The following is an 18,491-nucleotide window of genomic DNA, read 5'->3' as shown; positions in this document are numbered from 1 at the left end:
GGCAATATGCAATTATAGATAATGTCGCGCGGCACCGGGCTGCCTAGAGCCGTGCGATTTAATCTATGGCATCCAATGCGTTAGGACAGACTGATAATGGCAAAACAGGACACATCGTCTGCTCGTGTGACCATTAAAGACGTTGCTTCGGACGCAGGCGTCTCCGTGGCTGCAGTTTCAAAAGTCCTTCGGGATGCTTATGGCGTCTCAGAAAACTTGCGCACCAAAGTCCGCGCGTCGATGGAAAAGCTGGGGTACAGGCCGCTTGCAGCCGCACGCGGGATGAGAGGGCAAACTTATACGCTGGGCGTTGTCCTGCCAGACCTCCGCAATCCATTCTTCGCTGACATCATGGTCGGCATGAACAATGCGCTAGAGCGCACTCAATACCGCGTGATGATGGGCCTGAGCCAATCGGACGAAGCCTTAGAAATGACGGTTGTGGAGTCGATGGTAGACCGTCAGATGGACGGTATTATTCTGGTCGGCTCTACGGAAAGCCGCACCAATTTGGACTATATCGCCAGCAAAAAACCTATGGTCGCAATTGGTCATCACGACCCTGACGCCAAGCATTTCGACACCGTCAACAATTTTGATCAGCAGGGAGGGCTTTTAGCCGTCAAACATCTCGCGGCAGCCGGGTACAAGCGGATCGCTATGCTGAGCATGATGACCGGCACATCAACCATCATTTCGGAACGCGAAATGGGCTACCGACGCGGGATGATGGAGGCTGGTCTGGGCAAAAACATTTCCATCGTCCCGTGCTCACAGGTGATGCGTGACGTGCAGCTCGCTACCAGGCGAATGTTACTCGGGCCAAACAGAGCCGACGCAATTTTTTGCTGGACCGATTTCATCGCCCTTGAGGTCATCAGTGTGGCGACCGAACTGGGTCTACGGATCCCAGAGGACGTCGCCATCGTCGGCTATGACAACACCATGTACTGCGACTTCGCTCAAAACAGTCTCTCGAGCATCGACCAATCGGGGGAACTCCTCGGCCTGCAAGCAGCACGCCTTGTTGTCGAGCGTATCAAGGGGCGTGTCGAGGCGGAGCACTTTGTTGTGCCGCCCCGGCTGGTAGCCCGGAGAAGTTCGACGCGTCTGTAACGCATCGGAGCCAGTGTGCACGAGAGCAGGTCCGTTAAATCGCACTCCGCAAGAGGTAGTCTGCTGACCACGTTGCGGACGAGTTCCCTATTTCAAAAAACTGCCAATCCGCACCGGGCGGCTCCGACAAGCTGCGAGGCACGGTTGCCTCATCGCACTCTCGAAAACACTTTGGTGTTGCGAGTAAAATGAACGACCTCCCACCAATCAGGTAGTGGTTGATTGTGGGAGGTTTCGTCGCTTTAAAGCGCTGAGCGATAGATTGCTTCGATGTCGCTCAGGCTAAATGTACGGGGGTTATTGTCGATCAGCCGTTTGATGGCGAAAGCCTCTTCAGCCCACAAGCCGAGTTGATCGGCACTAGCGCCGTGGGCTCGTAGTGACATCTCTACGCCCAGTTCACGACAGTAGGCTAGGCTCGACTGCAACAGCGTCGCTTCAGTGCTTGTGTCGAACCCAAGGGCATCGGCGATCTCTTGGGTCTTCTCCGGGCATACCTTGGCATTATAGGACAGCACATGCGGGAAGATGATCGCATTGGCCAAGCCATGCGGCAGCTTGAGGCGCGTTCCCAAAGGGTAGGCCAGCGCGTGGCCACCAGCGGTGTTCACCGGGCCAAGGCAAATGCCGCCATAGTAAGAGGCCAGCATCATCCCGGCACGCGCTTCGGTATCGCTGCCATCGGCAACGGCATGCTTCAAATAGCGCCCGACCAGTGCGATCCCAAGGCGCGCATAGCCGTCAATCAACGGATGAGCTTTGATATTGGTGAAAGCCTCGACGCAGTGCGCCATTGCGTCAACGCCAGTCGCCGCCGTGACGGCGGGTGGCACCGAATAGGTCAATTCCGGATCGAGAATGGCGATATCGGCAAGCATATGCGTGCTTTCGACAGCCATCTTCGCTAGCGTGTCCGGATTGGTCACAAGGGCGCGAATGCCTGCTTCCGACCCCGTCCCAGATGTGGTGGGGATCTGCGCCAACGCCGTCGAGCGACCCGGAATTTTGCCTGCCCCGACGACATCGGGGATAGATAAATCCTTATCCCACAGCGCCGCCAAGAGCTTGGCAACGTCCATCACAGAACCACCACCAAGCCCGACCACGAGGTCAGGCTTGAATGCACGCGCGGCCGCGAGGGCGGCATTCACTGCTGGCAAATCGGGCTCAGGCGGTAAATCGGTGTAAACGCTCACCTCGCCCTGAAGTCTTAGGCGTTCGACGAATGCCACAGTTGGGCCCATCGCGACGACGAGGATGCGATTGTGCCCCGTCGCCCATTCACCCAAGCGAGACGCCGTGCCCGCGCCAATTTCTAGTCGCGCCGGCTGCACCAGGGTAATGGCGCGCGACAAAGATAAAGCGAACTCAGCCATTGTCTTCCGCCTCCAGACGATCCATTTGCGCCCAGACGGTTGCGATCTCCGCTTCGGTCAGTTCCACCAGCGGCGGACGTACACGCGTCCAACCAGCATGGTTGCGGCGCCGAGCCAACATGGCCTTGATCGTCGGCAACTGGACATAGGCGTTCGAGAGGTCACGCCATGCGTTGATCCGGGCCTGCGCCGCCTCAACTTTGTCGGCCTGTGCAGTGTCGAACCAATTGTCGAATACAACACGCAAATGCGCGCCAATCAGGTTCGAGCTGGAGGTGATGCATCCCGCTCCGCCTGAACGCAGCAGCGGCAACATGAATGGATCTGCACCCGCCAGCACTGAGAAATTCTCAAAAGCACTGGCGAAGGCTTGCATGCTTTCTAGCTTGCCCGAGCTATCCTTGACGCCAACAATAACGCCGGGGAATGCCTCGCGCAGACGTGCCGTCCGCTCAAGCGAAATGCCGATCTGCGCGATGGGAGGAATGTGATAGAGAATGACCCGCAGATCATCGCTCCCAACGCCTTCGATGACCTCAGCGTAAAAGCGGAACAGACCTTCGTCGCTCACGCCCTTGTAGTAAAACGGAGGCAACACCACACAGGCCTTTACGCCCGCATCCACGGCATGGCGCACGAGCGTGACGCTGTCAGCAACATTGGTCTGGGAGGTGCCGGGTAGCAAGCGCTTGGCATCAAGGCCGGAGGCGATAACGCCTTCGAGCAGCCTCATGCGCTGGCCGATACTGAACGAATTGGCTTCACCAGTCGTGCCAAGCAGAGCGACCCCATCGCAGCCTTCTTCAATGAGTGCTTTAGCGTGGGTGTTGAATGCCGACTGGTCGGGAGCTCCGTCTTGTAAAACCGGTGTCGCCGCAGCGCAAAAAACACCCGAAACGGGCAGTGCAGTGGCGGGGTTCATGCTGGTTTTCCTGAAACAAGGCGACGCGCATAGGCAATCGCAGACTTCATGTTGACGTGGTTGGCTTTGCCGGTGCCGGCAATGTCGAAAGCAGTGCCGTGGTCCACCGAGGTCCGATCAATCGGTAGGCCCAACGACACGTTCACTGCGGTGTCGAAAGCCACGAGTTTGATCGGGATATGCCCCTGATCGTGATACTGCGCGATCACCAGATCAAATGCGCCGGTATAGGCACGGTGATAGACTGTATCGGCCGAAATCGGTCCCTGCACATTGATGCCCTCCGCCTTGGCCATAGCCACGGCAGGCACCACTTGCACATCGTCTTCTGTGCCGAATAGACCAGACTCGCCGCAATGCGGATTGATCCCGGCCACAGCGATGCGCGGATTTTCGTAGCCCATGCGCTTAAGGTGCTCATTGCCTGCGCGAATGGTCGCCAGTATGCGGTCTGGGGTCGCCCGATCAATCGCCGTTTTCAGCGACACGTGGGTCGAGACGTGGATCACTTTGAGGCGGTCAGATGCAAGGAGCATGAAGGCGGACTTCTGCCCTGTCAGTGCTGCCAGCATGCCGGTGTGGCCGTCATAGTGATGCCCTGCGAGGTTCAGCGCTCCCTTATTGATCGGCGCTGTCACTATGCAACCGATCTCGTCGGCTTGCGCATCACGCACAGCCTTTTCGCTAAAGCGGAAAGCAGCATCGCCACAGCGCGGGTCGAGCTTGCCCCACTCCAGCTCTTGGCCTTCGATGTCGAGATTGACCACAACCGCATCGAGATCAATCGAGACCCCGGTCATGGCGCAGGCTTTTTCCAGAATGGCGCGATTGCCGTAAATACGGGTGAGCGCACGTTCGTTGGCGCCCATTTCCGCCACGGCTTTGACTGCGATTTCAGGGCCGACGCCAGCCGGGTCGCCCATGGTGATGTCGAGGATTTGGCTCACGACTTACCTCCGTCGATCCATCCCACGGGGAGACGGACTGTTCGGCATCAGCACCTGTGTCTCAGAAATGGGTTTGCGATTTAAGGAGAGTTCTGGTCTCGTCTGAGTGACGAAAGACCCAGAATGACGACGAAAACAACGAAGACGAAATCATCCGCAGAGCAGGTTGTGAAGGACATTCGCCGCGCGACACGACGACACTTTTCCGCCGAGGACAAGATCCGGATCGTGCTCGATGGATTGCGTGGCGAGGACAGCATTGCTGAGCTGTGCCGGCGTGAAGGCATCGCCCAGAGCGTCTATTACTCTTGGTCAAAGGAGTTCATGGAAGCTGGCAAGCGACGTTTGGCTGGTGACACAACTCGTGCCGCCACCAATGATGAGGTTCGGGATTTACGCAGGGAAGCAAGCGCGCTCAAGGAATGCGTTGCGGATCTGACGCTCGAGAACCGCCTGCTTAAAAAAAGCATGATCGGGGAGGGGGAGGATATCGAATGAGATATCCCGCATCTGAAAAGCTCGAGATTATCCGGCTGGTTGAGCAATCGCATCTCCCCACCAAACAGACGCTGGACCGGTTGGGTATTCCGCGGCGGACCTTTTATCGTTGGTACGATCGCTACTTGAACGATGGCCCTGAGGCGCTGGAGGATCAATCCTCGGCACCAAGCCGGGTCTGGAACCGTATCCCGACCGGTATCCAAGACCAAGTCATCGAGATGGCTCTGGAGCACTCCGAGCTGAGCCCGCGCGAACTGGCGGTTCGCTTCACCGATGAGAGGGGCTATTTTATCTCAGAAGCCAGCGTTTACAGGCTTCTCAAGGCCCATGATCTCATCACCAGCCCCGCTTACGTAGTGATCAAGGCGGCCAATGAGTTCCACACCAAGACCAGCCGTCCCAACCAGATGTGGCAGACCGATTTTACCTATTTCAAGATCATCGGCTGGGGCTGGATGTATCTCTCCACGGTGCTGGACGACTATTCCCGCTACATCATTGCCTGGAAACTGTGCACGACCATGCGGGCTCAGGATGTCACCGACACTCTGGACTTGGCATTAGCAGCTTCAGGCTGCGATCAGGCGCGTGTGCAGCATCGGCCGCGCTTGCTGAGTGACAATGGACCCAGTTACATCGCCCAGGAGCTTGCCGACTATATCGCAGCCAATGACATGGATCATGTCCGAGGCGCTCCGCTTCATCCCCAGACACAGGGCAAGATCGAGCGCTGGCACCAGACGCTGAAAAACCGGATCCTTCTAGAGAACTACTTCCTGCCGGGTGACCTCGAAAGCCAGATCGAGGCCTTCATTGAGCACTACAATCATAAGCGCTATCACGAGAGCCTCGACAATGTGACACCCGCAGATGCCTACTTCGGCAGAGCACCTGCCATCATCAAAAGGCGTGAAAACATCAAGCGCAAAGCAATCCAGCATCGACGCTTGATGCACCATAGGCTTGCAGCATAACATCAACCGAACGACGAGCAGTGCTCTCCGCTAATCAAGGCGCAGATCTGAGCCAAAGCATCTGACGACGGACAGGGCTGAAATGGGGTCGAAAACGGCCGGTCAGCAGTGCGCCCTCATCTCAGACGTTAGCGCAGTTCGATAAATCTTCTAAAAGCGGACAAGGGAAGTCGGCCCACGCAGCGAACGTCGCTACTCATCTTTCGTGCCGATGTCATTAGCCCCAGCTTTGTCCCTTGCTGCCACTCAGACAGTCTGGGGCCCCTCTGGGAACATCATTACGTAAGCGATAGCCGAACCATGCTAATCGAGGCCCGGCTGACGCTATCATTTATCTAGATCGTACAGCCACTATCTAAGCGCGTTCCGATTATGCGCTGCGGATAAAACCTCAGGGCGTCGTCGTGGGTGAATACGCGCCGAGCGTCTCGTTGGCCTTCTGAGCGAAGGTTAGATTTAAGATGTCCGCGGCGGGGATACGCGTAACGGCTTCAAAGTCGCGATCTGCATAGATGTGATCTACAACATAGGTGAGATTGTCCATGTCCATGCAGCCGTCGAGGCACCACTGAGCCTTCAGGAAGCCGGAAATGGCCTGAATACGGTCACGCGGTAAGTCGTCCCGGGCGGCAGCTGCGGCTTCAACCCACTGGTTTGGGTTGTCATGCATCAAACGAGCGGTCTCAACAACAGCATTGGTGAAACGCTGAATTGCGTCGCCCTTAGTTTCAAGTGTCTCCTCTGTTGCGGAGATCAACTTGGTAGGGGACGGGGTGAACGTGCCCAATTCATCCGTGTTCATGATGATATGAATGCCGGGCGTATCAGCGATCGACAAATAGGTACCGAAGGAGACAGTGGTGGCATCAATTCGCCCGACAGCCAGCGCCTGCGCGCGGACGTCAGGTGCGCCGATTGCTACGAAGTTCGGCGCCGCATTGTTCGTCGCCTGCAGCATGGCAACCGTCAGGATGTGGTCGAGACTTCCGTTGTCCGCAATGGCGTAGCTGCGTCCAGCTAGGTTTGCCACGCTTTCGATCTCTGACTTGCCGGCAATCAGGAAAGAGCCGCCCTTGCCGTTTGCTAGAAACCCACGCACCGGCACACCATTGTCGGCCCTAAGGCGAAGCATGGAGTCGATTGTGATATCAGCAATGTCTACAGCCCCGGAATTCAGCGCTGCTACAGCCTGCGGGGTGCCGTCGAGGGTAACAAACTCAACTTTGACGCCGTGCTGTTCGAAAATACCGAGATCTTTGGCCAGTTTGAAGACTGAGTTAGGCGTCAGATTGAAGCCCATATCTGCTACCGCCAGGGCCATCTTCAGCGTCGGCATTTCCGATTGGCCGAATGTGCTACCCGCAGTTAGTAGTCCAATAGCCGCTACGCCAGCGAACTTTTTCACAATGCTTTTGAACATTTATAGTCTCCCTAACCCAATAATCAGCGCACTTACGCTACTGAGTTAAGTACATGCTATTATTACGGTTTTATCGACTGAGACACCAATTCGTGCTATAAGGTTTTCCGATCCGGGCTCTGCGCGGACTTAAGATGGCTTTGCCCGAAAGCAGAACTTCGCCCGGGCTGTATGAACCACGGCGGGAATTGAAGGATCAACGCAGAATCACGTTGGGCCAGATTGAAGGCAAAATACGCCCAAGGCGCATATCCCCTCACCGCATGCATGTGGCGGCGCTCCCACTCGAGACTAGCACCTTTGCACTCGGCTCTGGAACGCAGGCGCCTCGCCAACGTTCATTGGTTGACCTGAGGAGATTACGATGGCCGTGCGTCCATATTGGAAGGGATATCTGAAGCTCTCGCTTGTGACCTGCCCGATAACGCTGACGCCGGCGACCACGGAAGGCGAAAAGGTCAAGTTCCACACGCTTAACCGCAATACCAAGGATCGGATCTATACAGAGTATGTAGATTCCGTCACCGGCAAGACGGTCGATAAGACTGACCAGGCAAAAGGATACCAGAGGGGCGATGAGGATTATGTCATCCTCGAAGAGGAGGACCTCGAAGCGGTTCAGCTTGAGAGCACCAAGACAATCGACATCGGAGAGTTCGTTCCTGCAGATTCAGTGGAGTGGACTTACTTTGATAGCCCGTATTTCGTGATTCCGGACGCCGAGATCAGCGAAGTAGCCTATAGCGTGATCCGCCAGGCAATGGCGAACAAAGGTGTTGTCGGCTTAGCAAGGCTCGTTATCCGCGGCCGCGAACGCGCAGTGATGCTCCAGCCCTGGGACGAGGGCATCGTCCTCTGGACCCTCCGCTTTGGCGATGAAGTCCGTGACGAGGAAGAGTATTGGGAACAGGTCGACGAAAGGCCCATCGACAAGAAGATGCTATCCATGGTTGGGAAGCTGATCCAGGATCGCACCACCAAGTGGTCTGAGACGATGGTCGAGGATCCGGTTCATGAGCGCCTGCTCGAGATTATCAAGTCCAAGAAAGCCCATAAGCCCGCCAAACAAATTAAGGCTGAGGACGATGATACCGAAGATGCAAAGTCGAACAACATCATTGACCTAATGGCGGCCCTCAAGAAAAGCCTCGCGGGGAAGCCGGGGTCATCGCCGAGGAAAAAGCAGGGAGGCTAGCCCGCCTTCTTGCGAGGCGCTGCACTCTTTTCCTTCGCCACGGCGGACGTTGCCTTGCCTGTCCGCGTCTCACTCCCCGATGATCTCTGCTGCTTGTCGCCAGCGCTCATGCGCAGTGCCTCCAGGAGGTCATTCTTCTTCGTCGGCTCCGGCCGTTTGAGCGGGATTACCTTGCGGCCTTCCGCGATAGCCGTCACAAGATCCGCCAAGGCATCCTCGTAGCGGTCATCAAATTTGCTTGGGTCGAAAGTGCCCGCCTTTGTTTGCAAAATGTGCTCAGCCAATTCGATCATTTCGGAGTCCAGCTTTCGCTTAGGAAGTTTCTCGAACGCCTGCTTGGCAGAGCGGACTTCATAGTCAAAATTCAGGGTAGTGGCGATGAGGCCCTTCCGGTGTGCCCGGATGAATACGGGCCGAAGGCGCCTGAAGAGCACTGTGTGAGCAATGGCCGCCGCTTTCTCTTTTCGCAGCGCTTCGCGAAGCAGGATAAAGGCTTCCTCAGCGGCATCAGAGGCTGGCAGCAGGTAGTACGGTTTGTCAAAAAAAGTCGTTTCGATTTGGCCGCAGGCTATGAAACTTTCGACCTTCAGCACCTTATCGCTGTGAGGGACCGCCGCCGAGATTTCCTCTGGTTCAAGCACCACATAGCGGCCGTCGCCGGTCTCGTACCCTTTAACTTGGTCCTCGCGTTCGACTGGCTTGCCAGTTTGCTGGTCTACATATACGCGCTTCAGGCGATGCCCCGTCTTGCGGTTGACCATATTGAGAGAAATGCGGTCGGAAGTGGTCGCCGCCGTGTACATCTTCACCGGGCATACAATCTCCGCGATCTTAATCGCCCCGCTCCAGACAGCCCGTGCAGCCATACCAATTCCTCCAATGACGTGGGTAAAACGGACGTTGGTAATTCCCGTTCCTTCGTCCGTCGAATAGCAGCGTAGCTGGACGGTACGTCGCCTGTCGGAAGATGAACTTTGGCATCTCAGCCAGCCATACGAAATGCCGAGAAGGCTCGCGCTTCCATTGATGGAATGAATTCCAGACGTGCCATTCAAAGTTCCTTCCTCGTCCGACAATCGCAGTGAAACCGGACCATGCCCCCCTTGCAGAAGCGGAACGTTTACCGGGTTGAAGCTTTGAATCAGAAGCTGGAGGAGCATCTGGAAGACCTCCTTCGGCGCAATGCTGTGAGCAGGATTCAAGGGCAATGGCTGGCGACAAACTCGGGACATACAAGAGCAAAAGGGATTTCAAGAAAACCCAGGAGCCTAGCGGTCAAATCCCGATCAAAAGATCGGAGCGTTTGCGTTTCGTAATACAGAAGCATGACGCGACCCGTTTGCATTATGACCTGCGTCTGGAGCTGGATGGGGTATTAAAATCGTGGGCCGTGACACGTGGCCCTTCCATCGACCCGTCAGACAAGCGCCTTGCTGTGGAGGTGGAGGATCATCCGCTCGACTATGGCGACTTCGAAGGCACGATCCCCAAGGGGCAATACGGTGGAGGTACCGTAATGCTCTGGGATCGAGGCTATTGGGAGCCGGAGGGCGATGCGTCGCCGAAGAAGGCCCTTGCCAGAGGTGAGTTGAAGTTCACCCTGTTCGGTGAACGGCTGCACGGAAGCTATGTCCTTGTCCGCCTCCGCAATGATCGCGATGGTAGCAAGCGCACAAACTGGCTGCTGATAAAGCACCGTGACGATCACTCCGTAGAGGAAAATGGAGCCATCATCCTCGATGAGCATATGACTTCGGTGGCGTCTGGGCGCACCATGGAGGCAATCTCTGCAAGCATAGGTAGGAAGCCGAAGCCCTTCATACTGGCAAAGGCGGACGACGCCGACGCCGTTTGGGACAGCAGGCGCGGCCAGGCGGCGGAGAAGCGCAAATTCAAGAAATCGTCCGGATCCACTAGAGACGTGACGATTCCAGCATTCATCGAACCGCAACTCTGTGAAAATGGGTCGCGGCCTCCAGCGTCGGGCGGCTGGATCCATGAGATAAAGTTCGACGGCTATCGAATTCAAATGCGCGTAGAAGCCGGAAAGGTCACTCTTAAAACGCGCAAAGGGCTAGACTGGACCGCTAAATATCCCGAAATCGCAGAGGCGGGACGATCCGTGGTAAACGCCATCATCGACGGCGAAATCTGTGCCCTAGACGAAAATGGCGCCCCTGACTTCGCCGCTTTGCAGGCCGCGCTGTCGGAACGCAAAACGAGCTCGCTTGTATTCTTTGCCTTCGACATCCTCTTTGAGGGCGAGCAAGACTTGCGAGACCTACCACTCCTAGAAAGAAAGGAGCGCCTAGCATCTATTTTGGCCGAGGCAGGTGACGATCCCCGCTTGCGGCTCGTCGAACATTTCGAGGCCGGAGGAGAAGCTGTGCTCAAAAGTGCTTGCCGTTTGTCGCTCGAAGGCATCGTCAGCAAGAAGAGTGATGCCCGGTATATCTCCGGCCGCTCTAACTTCTGGCTGAAATCGAAATGCCGAGCCAGCCACGAGGTCGTTATCGGGGGATATTCCACCACCAATGGACGCTTCAGATCGTTGCTCGTAGGCGTCAATCGCGGAGAACATTTCGTCTACGTCGGCCGTGTCGGCACCGGCTACGGCGCTGAAAAGCTCAAAGCTCTGGTACCACGATTGAACGCGCTCGAAACCGACACCCCCCCGTTCACGTGTGTCGGCGCTCCGAAGAAGTCTTCCGAAATCGTGTGGCTAAAGCCGGAACTGGTCGCTGAAATCGAGTTCGCGGGCTGGACAGGTGACGGGCAGGTCCGCCATGCAAGTTTCAAAGGGCTTCGCGAGGATAAACCGGCCAAGGAAGTGGTTGCCGAAAAGTCTGCCTCGCCGGCGAAGGTCGAGACTCCCGACCCCGCCGATAACTTGCAGGAAAAGTCGAAAGCAAAGACCTATCGCAAAGGCGAAAAGGTCCCGATTATGAGTGTCTTGATCTCCAGTCCCGATAAGGAACTTTGGCCCGATGCTGGGGATGGTCGTCCAGTGACCAAGGTCGATCTAGCTGAGTATTTCGAAGCTGTTGGTCAATGGCTGATTGACCACATCAAAGGTCGGCCGTGCTCGATCATTCGGGCACCCGACGGCATTGTCGGTGAGCAGTTCTTTCAGCGCCACGCGATGCCTGGAACTTCGAACCTTTTAAGCCTTGTGGAAGTCTTCGGCGACCAGAAGCCCTATTTGCAGATCGATCGCGTTGAGGCGCTGGCTGCCATCGCCCAAATCGGTGGTCTGGAGCTCCACCCTTGGAATTGTGCGCCTGGTCGTCCAGAGGTGCCGGGGCGTCTAGTCTTCGACCTCGATCCCGGCCCTGATGTCCCTTTCGCGACGGTCGTTGCAGCTGCGCGCGAAATGCGTGATCGCCTTGACGAATTGGGTCTCGCCAGTTTCTGCAAGACTACCGGCGGAAAAGGTCTCCACGTGGTAACGCCTCTAGCAGTTGGTCGCGGGAAGCAACTTTCCTGGGATGAGGCCAAGTCCTTCGCGCGGGACGTTTGCCTGCAGGCAGCCCTGGACAGCCCTGATCGCTTTGTTATCAAAATGGCGAAGAACCAGCGTCATGGTCGCATCTTCCTCGACTATTTGAGGAACGATCGGATGGCGACGGCGGTAGCACCACTTTCGCCTCGTGCTCGACCCGGAGCAACCGTGTCGATGCCGCTGACTTGGAACCAGGTGCGGACCGACTTGGATCCAAAGCGCTTCACCATTCGGACAGTCCCTGCCCTGCTGCGAGACACTTCCGCATGGTCGGACTACGACGACTGTGCACGTCCGCTGGCGCCGGCGATAAAGCGCATCTAGCGACCGACTCGCAACGTTACCTAATGCCTTGGGCCAAAATTGCGGGTGACGCAGGCGCGGTGTGAAGCCGACCTTTGAACTATGCGCAGTGGCCAGCGGAAGTGTGCACCGCATCCCGACCAGCGTGCTAGCGCTAAAAGCAACTCCCTCAAGAGATTATGATCGTCGGCGCATTGTCCACGCATGGACCGATGCGGTTCAACGCGCTCCAGCGGGCCATACCCGGCGTCTCCCACAAGATGTTGACGACTACCCTGCGAGGGCTGGAGCGCAACGGGCTCGTCACACGCACAGCCTTCGCCCCCCCCCCCCCCCCGCGGGTCGACTACGAACTGACCGAGCAGGGAAGGTCTCTCCACGAACCCTTGTTGACGCTGGCATCATGGGCACGGGCGCAGAAAGACTACATCAAGGGCTCCCGCCGAAAGTTCGATGAAAGATGATAGCAGGAGCTAAGGGAGGTTCATCGGACGCGAGCTTTCGGGCGCGAGGATGTTGAGACGATACGGCCGCAATGGGGTCGGGAGCTGCCCGAGCTCGTCTTCAGGACCGTTGACCCAATCTAGGAACGGCGGGGTTTCTTCGCCGAACGACCCAATCCACTCGATCCAATATTCCCGTGCGGAAATTGAAGCGATGGTCGAAGAAGCCGACAATGCTGGGCTCTATGTCTCGGCCCACGTCTACACCGACAAATCCATCCGCCGCTGCGTAGAGCTGGGCGTGCGTTCGCTTGAGCATTGCAACCTGATCGAGCCGGACACTGCCAAGCTTGCCGCTGAAAAGGGCTGCATCGCTGTTCCAACGTTGGTTGCCTACGACGCTCTTGCACTCGAGGGCGAAGCGCTGGGCCTCGGCGCAGCCGAATTTGCGAAGATTGACACTGTTCGGTCTGGCGGCCTGCGCTCGCTTGAAATCATGCGCGATGCCGGACTGCCAATGGCATTCGGCTCGGACCTCTTGGGAGAACTGCGCAAATATCACTGCATGGAATTTGAACTGCTCGCCAAGGTGCTCACGCCAGCCGAGATCATCCAATCTGCAACCCTAGTCGGCGCCAAGCTCTGCCACCTCGAAGGCAAGGCGGGCATCATCGCCGAAGGGGCCTTCGCAGACCTTATCGTCATTGACGGCAATCCACTGTCCGACATCTCGCTTTTGCAGGGCGACGGGATGCATATGCCGGTGATTATGGCGAATGGGCGAGTGGTCAAATCTAGGCCATAACCATAGTCTTGTCGCACCTCGCGTCCAGCATCAACACCTGTACCTCCGAACAAGGTTGGCGACCTAACGCGAATTTGGGTCTGTTTGTGTGACAAAATATTGAGGAAGACGACCAAATTGGCAAATATCTGAGCGACTGGCGGGAAGTGGAGAAAAACATTCGCCGGCCGCCGTCGCGGCACCCTTTCTTGGATAATCAAATCCAGATTGTGCTAGGCAACCTACGGGTCAGGGACAGCTATGCGCCCGCATTTCAGACATTTGTTCAACTGCCGACAGCTCCTAAAAGCAGCCGCACTTCGCTCCATGCCAAACTCAAATTTTGCGGCATCGCGGCATCGCGGCATCGCGGCATCGCGGCATCGCGGCATCGCGGCATCGCGGCATCGATGATGTGCCGGCCCTGCCCTAGTGTCGTCAACCGCGCCCTTCTCCGACATGCAGCTGCTTCAATTTCACAAACTAAGGCCCGTATTTCCGACCAGAATGCCCCAGCTTAAGCTGTAAACTCGAGCGATATTCGTCGTCTTAATGAAGCGATCAGCGCAAAATTGGACGAGCTATTTGAAAAGGCCAGAGAGATTGTCCTCAGGCGGGGTAAAGAGGCCGAAGCGCTCGCAGAACGATTGATCTACGAAAGGTTAGTCACGAACATTTCTTAGCCCCAAACACGAAAACACCGCAGCCTGGGGGACTGCGGTATTGTTGTTTGTCGGTGCTAGAAGAAGTCTTAGGCTTCCTTGACCTGGGAGATGAGTTCGACGAGCGACTGCTTGGCGTCGCCGAAGAGCATCGAGGTCTTTTCGTCGAAGAAGAGTTCGTTCTCGACGCCGGAGAAACCCTTGCCCGGACCGCGCTTCATGGCGATGACGCTCTGGGCTTCCGAGACCTTGAGGATCGGCATGCCATAGATGGGCGAGGACGGGTTGGTGCTGGCGGCAGGGTTGACCACGTCGTTGGCGCCGATGACCAACACCACGTCGGTTTCCGGGAACTTCTCGTTGATCTCCTCCATGTCGATCAGCTTGTCGTAAGCGACACCGGCTTCGGCGAGCAGCACGTTCATGTGGCCGGGCATGCGACCAGCGACGGGGTGGATGGCGAACTTGACGTCGCCGCCGCGCTTTTCGATGAGGTCGGCAAGTTCGCGCACCTGATGCTGGGCTTGGGAAACGGCGAGGCCGTAGCCCGGGACGATGACCACGCGCTTGGCATAGGCCATGCGCAGGGCCGCGTCTTCAGCCGAGACCGGCTTCATTTCGCCGCCGGTCGAACCATCTGCGGCAGTCGCGGCTACGCTGTCCGAACCAAAGGCGCCGAACAGCACGTTGGCGAAGGAACGGTTCATGGCCTTCGACATGGCGAGCGAGAGGATGATGCCGCTGGCACCATCGAGTGCGCCGACGATGATCAGGATGTTGTTGTCGAGCGCGAAGCCGGTCGCGACAGCGGCAAGACCTGCATAGGCGTTGAGGAGCGACACCACCACCGGCATGTCGGCGCCACCGATCGGCAGAACGATGAGCACGCCGATGGCCAGCGAGACGACCAGCATGACGATGAACACTGGCCAGGCATCGGGCACTATGAGCATCCAGACAAAGCCGATGACGGCAATGCCGAGCAGGATGAAGTTGGAGATGTTCTGGAAGGGGAAGGTGATCGGCTTCTGCGGCAACCAGCCCTGCAGCTTGCCGGCCGCCATGATCGAGCCGGTGACGGTCAGACCACCGAGAAGCACTTCGAGCGCGAGGGCCGCAACGTGGCCGCTATCGAGGTGATTGGTGGTGAAGCCGTGGTGGTATTCGCCCAGGCCCACGAGGGTTGCAGCCAGCGCACCAAAAGCGTGACTGATGGCGATACGCTGGGGCATGGCCGTCATCGGCACGAACATGCCGAGCGGATAGCCGATGGCGGCGCCGGCGAAGATGCCGACCACGATCCAGTGATATTCAACGATACGGGCGTGGAACAGCGTTGCCACCACGGCAATGAGCATGCCGAGGGCTGCCATCTGCATGCCGCGGCGCGCCGTTTCCGGACGACCGAGGACGCGCAGCGCGTTGATGAAGAGGAATGCCGCTACAAGGTAGGCGATCTGAATAAAGGTATCGGTCATTTCGCTGCCTTATCGGCCTTCTTGTTGTCGGTCTTGAACATGGCCAGCATGCGGTCTGTGATCAGGAAGCCGCCGACGACGTTGGCCATGGCCATGGCCACGGCGATGGTGCCGAAAATGGTGCCGAGCCAGCCGTGATTGGCGCCGGCCAGAACCAGCGATGCCACGAGCGAAATGCCGGACATCGCATTGGTCGCCGCCATCAGCGGGGTGTGCAGCAGGGGCGGCACGCGGTGGATGGTCATGAGGCCGACAAAGCTGGCCAGCAGGAACACGAAGAGTTGGATGGTCGTTGTTTCGGGCATGAACCTGCCTCCGTGTTAAGAGGCTGCGCGAGCAGGCAGAGCCTGATCGCCAGCGAGGGCATCGAGGATTTCGTCGCCAGCCTGCAAATTGAGCGGGCCCGCCTTGCAGAGATGGGTCAGCAGGGTGCGCATGTTGCCGCTGTAGAGGCGGCTGGAATCGGTGGGCGCACAGCTTGGCAGATTGGTCGGGCCGATCACGGTGACGCGGCCGTGGCGAACGATCTGGTCGGGCTTGGTGATTGTGACATTGCCACCGGTTTCGGCGGCCATGTCGACGATCACCGTGCCGGGAAGCATGGCCGCGATGGTTTCCTCATCGATGAGGATCGGCGCGACGCGATCCGGGATCTGGGCGCTGGTGATGATCAGATTGGTGCGCGACAGGGCCTCGGTGAGGGCGCGGCGCAGACGGAACTGCTGGTCGTCGCTCTGGGCGGCAGCGTAGCCGCCAGTGCCTTCGGCCTTTGCATCCGGAACGTCGGGGAAGACGAACTCAGCGCCAAGGCTTTCAACCTGCTCGCGGGCGGCTTCGCGCACGTCAAAGCCATAGGTGACTGCGCCGAGACGGCGGGCGGTAGCGAGGGCCTGCAGACCGGCAACGCCGGCGCCGAGGGCGATCATCTTGGCCGGGCGGACGATGCCTGCGGCGGTCGTCATCATCGGCAGGAGGGTATCGAGATGGCGTGCGCCTTCGAGAACCGCTGAATAGCCGGCGATGGAGGCCTGGGACGACAGGACGTCCATGCTCTGGGCGCGGGTGATGCGCGGGAGGCGCTCCATGCCGAGATGGACGATCTGCGCCTTGGCCGCGGCATCGGCGACGGCAGCGTCGCGGCCGCCAAGCGAAATCACCACCTTGCCGGGGGCAAAGCCGGCGAAATCGGGTGCGCGGACGGCCAGAACCAGATCGGCGACGGCAATTGCCTCGGCGCGCGCAAGGATCTTGCCACCGGCAGCGCTATAGTCTTCGTCTACAAAGCCAGCATTCAGGCCAGCACCAGCCTCAACGACGATGTCGTATTGGGCGAGCTTGCCAATATCTGCTGGCACTAATGCAACGCGGCGTTCCCCTGGCAACGTTTCCGCCAGCACAGCAATGACGGCCTTATGCGTATTCTGGCCCATTAAAATTCCTCTCAACTAGCCCAGGACCGCTGAGAGCGGCCTCGCGGGCGGTCGAGGAATATGGGCGATGATGTGGCAGCAGTCAGCACCCCGCCACCTATAAGACTTTGGTATTAGTAGATTAAAATCTGACGCTTAGGGTTTCCGGCGTTCGAAAATACGCAGAATAATCGTACTTTTAAATTATCCTCCGACGCACCCTGTTTAGAACTGATGTACAAAAAGTCGCAGGTTAGCCCGATTTACTATGAAAATAACGGCCCAACTTCCATACAAGAGTTCAGTTTTATGTAAAATGTAGCATCAATGGTTTTCGAAATAGCTTCTACTTACAGTCATCCGTAACCTGAAAATCTCCACGAACTTTTGGACATAGAAAAAGAACAACCCCGCCTAGAGTTTGGCACGGCATTTCTTTAATCCCGTCAGTTTCCGTTGTAACGACAAGCGACAGAATCCGTCCATCAGAACCCGACGCAACTGGAGCTGATGCGCGAAAAGCGTCATTGGCATTGAATCTTTTCCACCCTGCTGCGCCCGCTTCCTCGGTGGCGTCGGGCAGGGCGAGCAGATTGCTGAAGCGCGCCAGAGCCAGTCAAAGCCCTTCTAGGGCCCTTTCGAGGGCAATGATGATCACAACATGGTCGCGGTTGTTCTTCTGGGCAGGGAGCTTGAGCGCGGCCGAAACCCGCTCGAGTTTGCCCGGATCATTATCCACCAGGTCGGCAACACGTAAGGTCCGCTCGTCGGTCGTCCGTGGGGATAGGCATCGGCACCACAACACGATCAGGTGCCGCCGGAAAGATCACCAACGGCCAGTTTGTCTATGGGAGGTATTTAACTTGGCTGAAAACGAAGCGCTGGAGCCTCGGCTCTCTCGCCGACATTTCTTGGCAGCCGCAGGCGCCGAGGCTGCAGTGTCTCTGGGGCCAGTGGCGCCCCTCCTGGCCCAGGAAGTCGCTGCAACGAGCGGCTGGAACGACACTACAGATGTTATCATCGTGGGCTCTGGTGGCGCGGCAAGTGCTGCGGCGATTCTAGCCATCGGCAATGACGCAGAGGTCATTCTGCTCGAAAAGTCCGCCACTTATGGTGGGACAACTGTCAAGTCGGGTGGCGTGTACTACGTCCCGAACAACGCTGCAATGAAAGCCGAAGGCTTCGAGGACCCCGAGGAAGATGCAATGCGTTTTCTCGCCAGCGGTGCTTATTAACAGCCAGTTCGCTTTCGGCCCTAACCGAGACCTAGGTATCCCGCCGAACCAATGGCTACTTTAGATCATACACCGCCCAAAGCGGACATTCAGCAAACGCCCCCATTTGAGACGTCAAGCGGCCTTGTAGTACTACTTAAAAGCTGCCGTTCGTCAGAGATACTAAAAGCGTCGTAGTTGGGACAGTGAGCCGACAATCGGCTCCAGGCCGCTACGTCAGACGA

The 18,491-nt window shown here is 57.5% G+C and carries 16 protein-coding genes; 7 read left to right on the top strand and 9 right to left on the bottom strand.

Annotation, left to right across the window (positions count from 1 at the left end):
- Positions 1 to 96 precede the first annotated feature (96 nt).
- Positions 97 to 1,116 (top strand): LacI family DNA-binding transcriptional regulator, encoded by a 1,020-nt coding sequence (locus HKD40_RS13195; RefSeq protein ID WP_169196245.1) that lies wholly within the window; start codon positions 97 to 99, stop codon positions 1,114 to 1,116.
- A 242-nt stretch (positions 1,117 to 1,358) separates the two neighbouring features.
- Here the strand turns inward: HKD40_RS13195 and HKD40_RS13190 are convergent, their stop codons facing one another.
- The 3 genes from HKD40_RS13190 to pdxA are packed head-to-tail and all read right to left on the bottom strand — an operon-like array spanning position 1,359 to position 4,361.
- On the bottom strand, positions 1,359 to 2,492 hold the full coding sequence (locus HKD40_RS13190) for an iron-containing alcohol dehydrogenase (RefSeq protein ID WP_169196244.1): 1,134 nt from the start codon (positions 2,490 to 2,492) through the stop codon (positions 1,359 to 1,361).
- Complete coding sequence (locus HKD40_RS13185; protein ID WP_169196243.1) at positions 2,485 to 3,414, bottom strand: dihydrodipicolinate synthase family protein; 930 nt, start codon at positions 3,412 to 3,414, stop codon at positions 2,485 to 2,487. Before HKD40_RS13185 ends, HKD40_RS13190 begins: the two co-directional genes overlap by 8 nt.
- Positions 3,411 to 4,361: a 4-hydroxythreonine-4-phosphate dehydrogenase PdxA gene (gene pdxA, locus HKD40_RS13180; RefSeq protein WP_169196242.1), complete on the bottom strand. Its 951-nt coding sequence runs from the start codon at positions 4,359 to 4,361 to the stop codon at positions 3,411 to 3,413. The genes HKD40_RS13185 and pdxA overlap by 4 nt, the downstream gene beginning before the upstream one ends.
- 123 nt (positions 4,362 to 4,484) lie before the next feature.
- Here pdxA and HKD40_RS13175 point away from each other — a divergent pair.
- Positions 4,485 to 5,836 (top strand): IS3 family transposase gene (locus tag HKD40_RS13175; protein ID WP_169196241.1). Its coding sequence is split into 2 segments (ribosomal slippage): positions 4,485 to 4,821 and positions 4,821 to 5,836, totalling 1,353 coding nucleotides; the frame shifts between segments, so codons are not numbered across the junction.
- Positions 5,837 to 6,227: 391 nt separating this feature from the next.
- Here HKD40_RS13175 and HKD40_RS13170 read toward each other — a convergent pair.
- Positions 6,228 to 7,256 (bottom strand): ABC transporter substrate-binding protein, encoded by a 1,029-nt coding sequence (locus HKD40_RS13170; RefSeq protein ID WP_169196240.1) that lies wholly within the window; start codon positions 7,254 to 7,256, stop codon positions 6,228 to 6,230.
- Positions 7,257 to 7,620: 364 nt separating this feature from the next.
- Here HKD40_RS13170 and HKD40_RS13165 point away from each other — a divergent pair, with 364 nt between their 5' ends.
- Positions 7,621 to 8,451, top strand: coding sequence for a Ku protein (locus HKD40_RS13165; protein WP_169196239.1), 831 nt, complete (start codon positions 7,621 to 7,623; stop codon positions 8,449 to 8,451).
- Here HKD40_RS13165 and HKD40_RS13160 read toward each other — a convergent pair.
- Positions 8,448 to 9,323, bottom strand: coding sequence for a Ku protein (locus HKD40_RS13160; protein ID WP_169196317.1), 876 nt, complete (start codon positions 9,321 to 9,323; stop codon positions 8,448 to 8,450). The two genes, HKD40_RS13165 and HKD40_RS13160, sit on opposite strands and share 4 nt — an antisense overlap.
- 335 nt (positions 9,324 to 9,658) lie before the next feature.
- Here HKD40_RS13160 and ligD point away from each other — a divergent pair, with 335 nt between their 5' ends.
- Both ligD and HKD40_RS13150 read left to right on the top strand, forming a co-directional pair.
- Positions 9,659 to 12,277, top strand: coding sequence for a DNA ligase D (ligD, locus tag HKD40_RS13155; RefSeq protein ID WP_169196238.1), 2,619 nt, complete (start codon positions 9,659 to 9,661; stop codon positions 12,275 to 12,277).
- A 158-nt stretch (positions 12,278 to 12,435) separates the two neighbouring features.
- Complete coding sequence (locus tag HKD40_RS13150; protein ID WP_169196237.1) at positions 12,436 to 12,720, top strand: helix-turn-helix domain-containing protein; 285 nt, start codon at positions 12,436 to 12,438, stop codon at positions 12,718 to 12,720.
- A 9-nt stretch (positions 12,721 to 12,729) separates the two neighbouring features.
- Here the strand turns inward: HKD40_RS13150 and HKD40_RS18215 are convergent, their stop codons facing one another.
- Positions 12,730 to 12,933, bottom strand: coding sequence for a hypothetical protein (locus HKD40_RS18215; RefSeq protein ID WP_169196232.1), 204 nt, complete (start codon positions 12,931 to 12,933; stop codon positions 12,730 to 12,732).
- On the opposite strand from HKD40_RS18215, the gene HKD40_RS13140 reads away from it, so the two are divergent.
- On the top strand, positions 12,875 to 13,504 hold the full coding sequence (locus HKD40_RS13140; protein ID WP_349236813.1) for an amidohydrolase family protein: 630 nt from the start codon (positions 12,875 to 12,877) through the stop codon (positions 13,502 to 13,504). The two genes, HKD40_RS18215 and HKD40_RS13140, sit on opposite strands and share 59 nt — an antisense overlap.
- A 730-nt stretch (positions 13,505 to 14,234) precedes the next feature.
- Here the strand turns inward: HKD40_RS13140 and HKD40_RS13135 are convergent.
- From HKD40_RS13135 to HKD40_RS13125, 3 genes are read right to left on the bottom strand one after another with little or no spacing between them, the layout of a single operon-like run.
- Positions 14,235 to 15,623, bottom strand: a complete 1,389-nt coding sequence (locus HKD40_RS13135; protein ID WP_169196236.1) for an NAD(P)(+) transhydrogenase (Re/Si-specific) subunit beta — start codon at positions 15,621 to 15,623, stop codon at positions 14,235 to 14,237.
- On the bottom strand, positions 15,620 to 15,928 hold the full coding sequence (locus tag HKD40_RS13130) for an NAD(P) transhydrogenase subunit alpha (protein WP_169196235.1): 309 nt from the start codon (positions 15,926 to 15,928) through the stop codon (positions 15,620 to 15,622). The genes HKD40_RS13135 and HKD40_RS13130 overlap by 4 nt, the downstream gene beginning before the upstream one ends.
- A gap of 15 nt (positions 15,929 to 15,943) precedes the next feature.
- Positions 15,944 to 17,053: an NAD(P) transhydrogenase subunit alpha gene (locus HKD40_RS13125; protein WP_169196234.1), complete on the bottom strand. Its 1,110-nt coding sequence runs from the start codon at positions 17,051 to 17,053 to the stop codon at positions 15,944 to 15,946.
- Between the two features lie 842 nt (positions 17,054 to 17,895).
- Here HKD40_RS13125 and HKD40_RS13120 point away from each other — a divergent pair.
- A complete protein-coding gene (locus HKD40_RS13120) occupies positions 17,896 to 18,267 on the top strand; it encodes an FAD-binding protein (RefSeq protein ID WP_169196233.1) in 372 nt (123 codons plus the stop codon).
- The last annotated feature ends 224 nt before the right edge of the window (positions 18,268 to 18,491 follow it).

It is taken from the genome of Devosia sp. MC1541 (assembly GCF_012847305.1).
Classification (GTDB): domain Bacteria; phylum Pseudomonadota; class Alphaproteobacteria; order Rhizobiales; family Devosiaceae; genus Devosia.
The sequence above is the reverse complement of the archived record's forward strand: the minus strand, read 5'-3'. Positions and strand labels throughout refer to the sequence as shown.

Bases quoted from the DNA above. Each gene is read 5' to 3' on its own strand.
- HKD40_RS13150 (WP_169196237.1), top strand. From the start codon at position 12,436: ATGATCGTCGGCGCATTGTCCACGCATGGACCGATGCGGTTCAACGCG.
- HKD40_RS13125 (WP_169196234.1), bottom strand. From the start codon at position 17,053: ATGGGCCAGAATACGCATAAGGCCGTCATTGCTGTGCTGGCGGAAACG.
- HKD40_RS13195 (WP_169196245.1), top strand. From the start codon at position 97: ATGGCAAAACAGGACACATCGTCTGCTCGTGTGACCATTAAAGACGTT.
- HKD40_RS13190 (WP_169196244.1), bottom strand. From the start codon at position 2,492: ATGGCTGAGTTCGCTTTATCTTTGTCGCGCGCCATTACCCTGGTGCAG.
- HKD40_RS13135 (WP_169196236.1), bottom strand. From the start codon at position 15,623: ATGACCGATACCTTTATTCAGATCGCCTACCTTGTAGCGGCATTCCTC.
- HKD40_RS13185 (WP_169196243.1), bottom strand. From the start codon at position 3,414: ATGAACCCCGCCACTGCACTGCCCGTTTCGGGTGTTTTTTGCGCTGCG.
- HKD40_RS13170 (WP_169196240.1), bottom strand. From the start codon at position 7,256: ATGTTCAAAAGCATTGTGAAAAAGTTCGCTGGCGTAGCGGCTATTGGA.
- HKD40_RS13130 (WP_169196235.1), bottom strand. From the start codon at position 15,928: ATGCCCGAAACAACGACCATCCAACTCTTCGTGTTCCTGCTGGCCAGC.
- ligD (WP_169196238.1), top strand. From the start codon at position 9,659: ATGGCTGGCGACAAACTCGGGACATACAAGAGCAAAAGGGATTTCAAG.
- HKD40_RS13165 (WP_169196239.1), top strand. From the start codon at position 7,621: ATGGCCGTGCGTCCATATTGGAAGGGATATCTGAAGCTCTCGCTTGTG.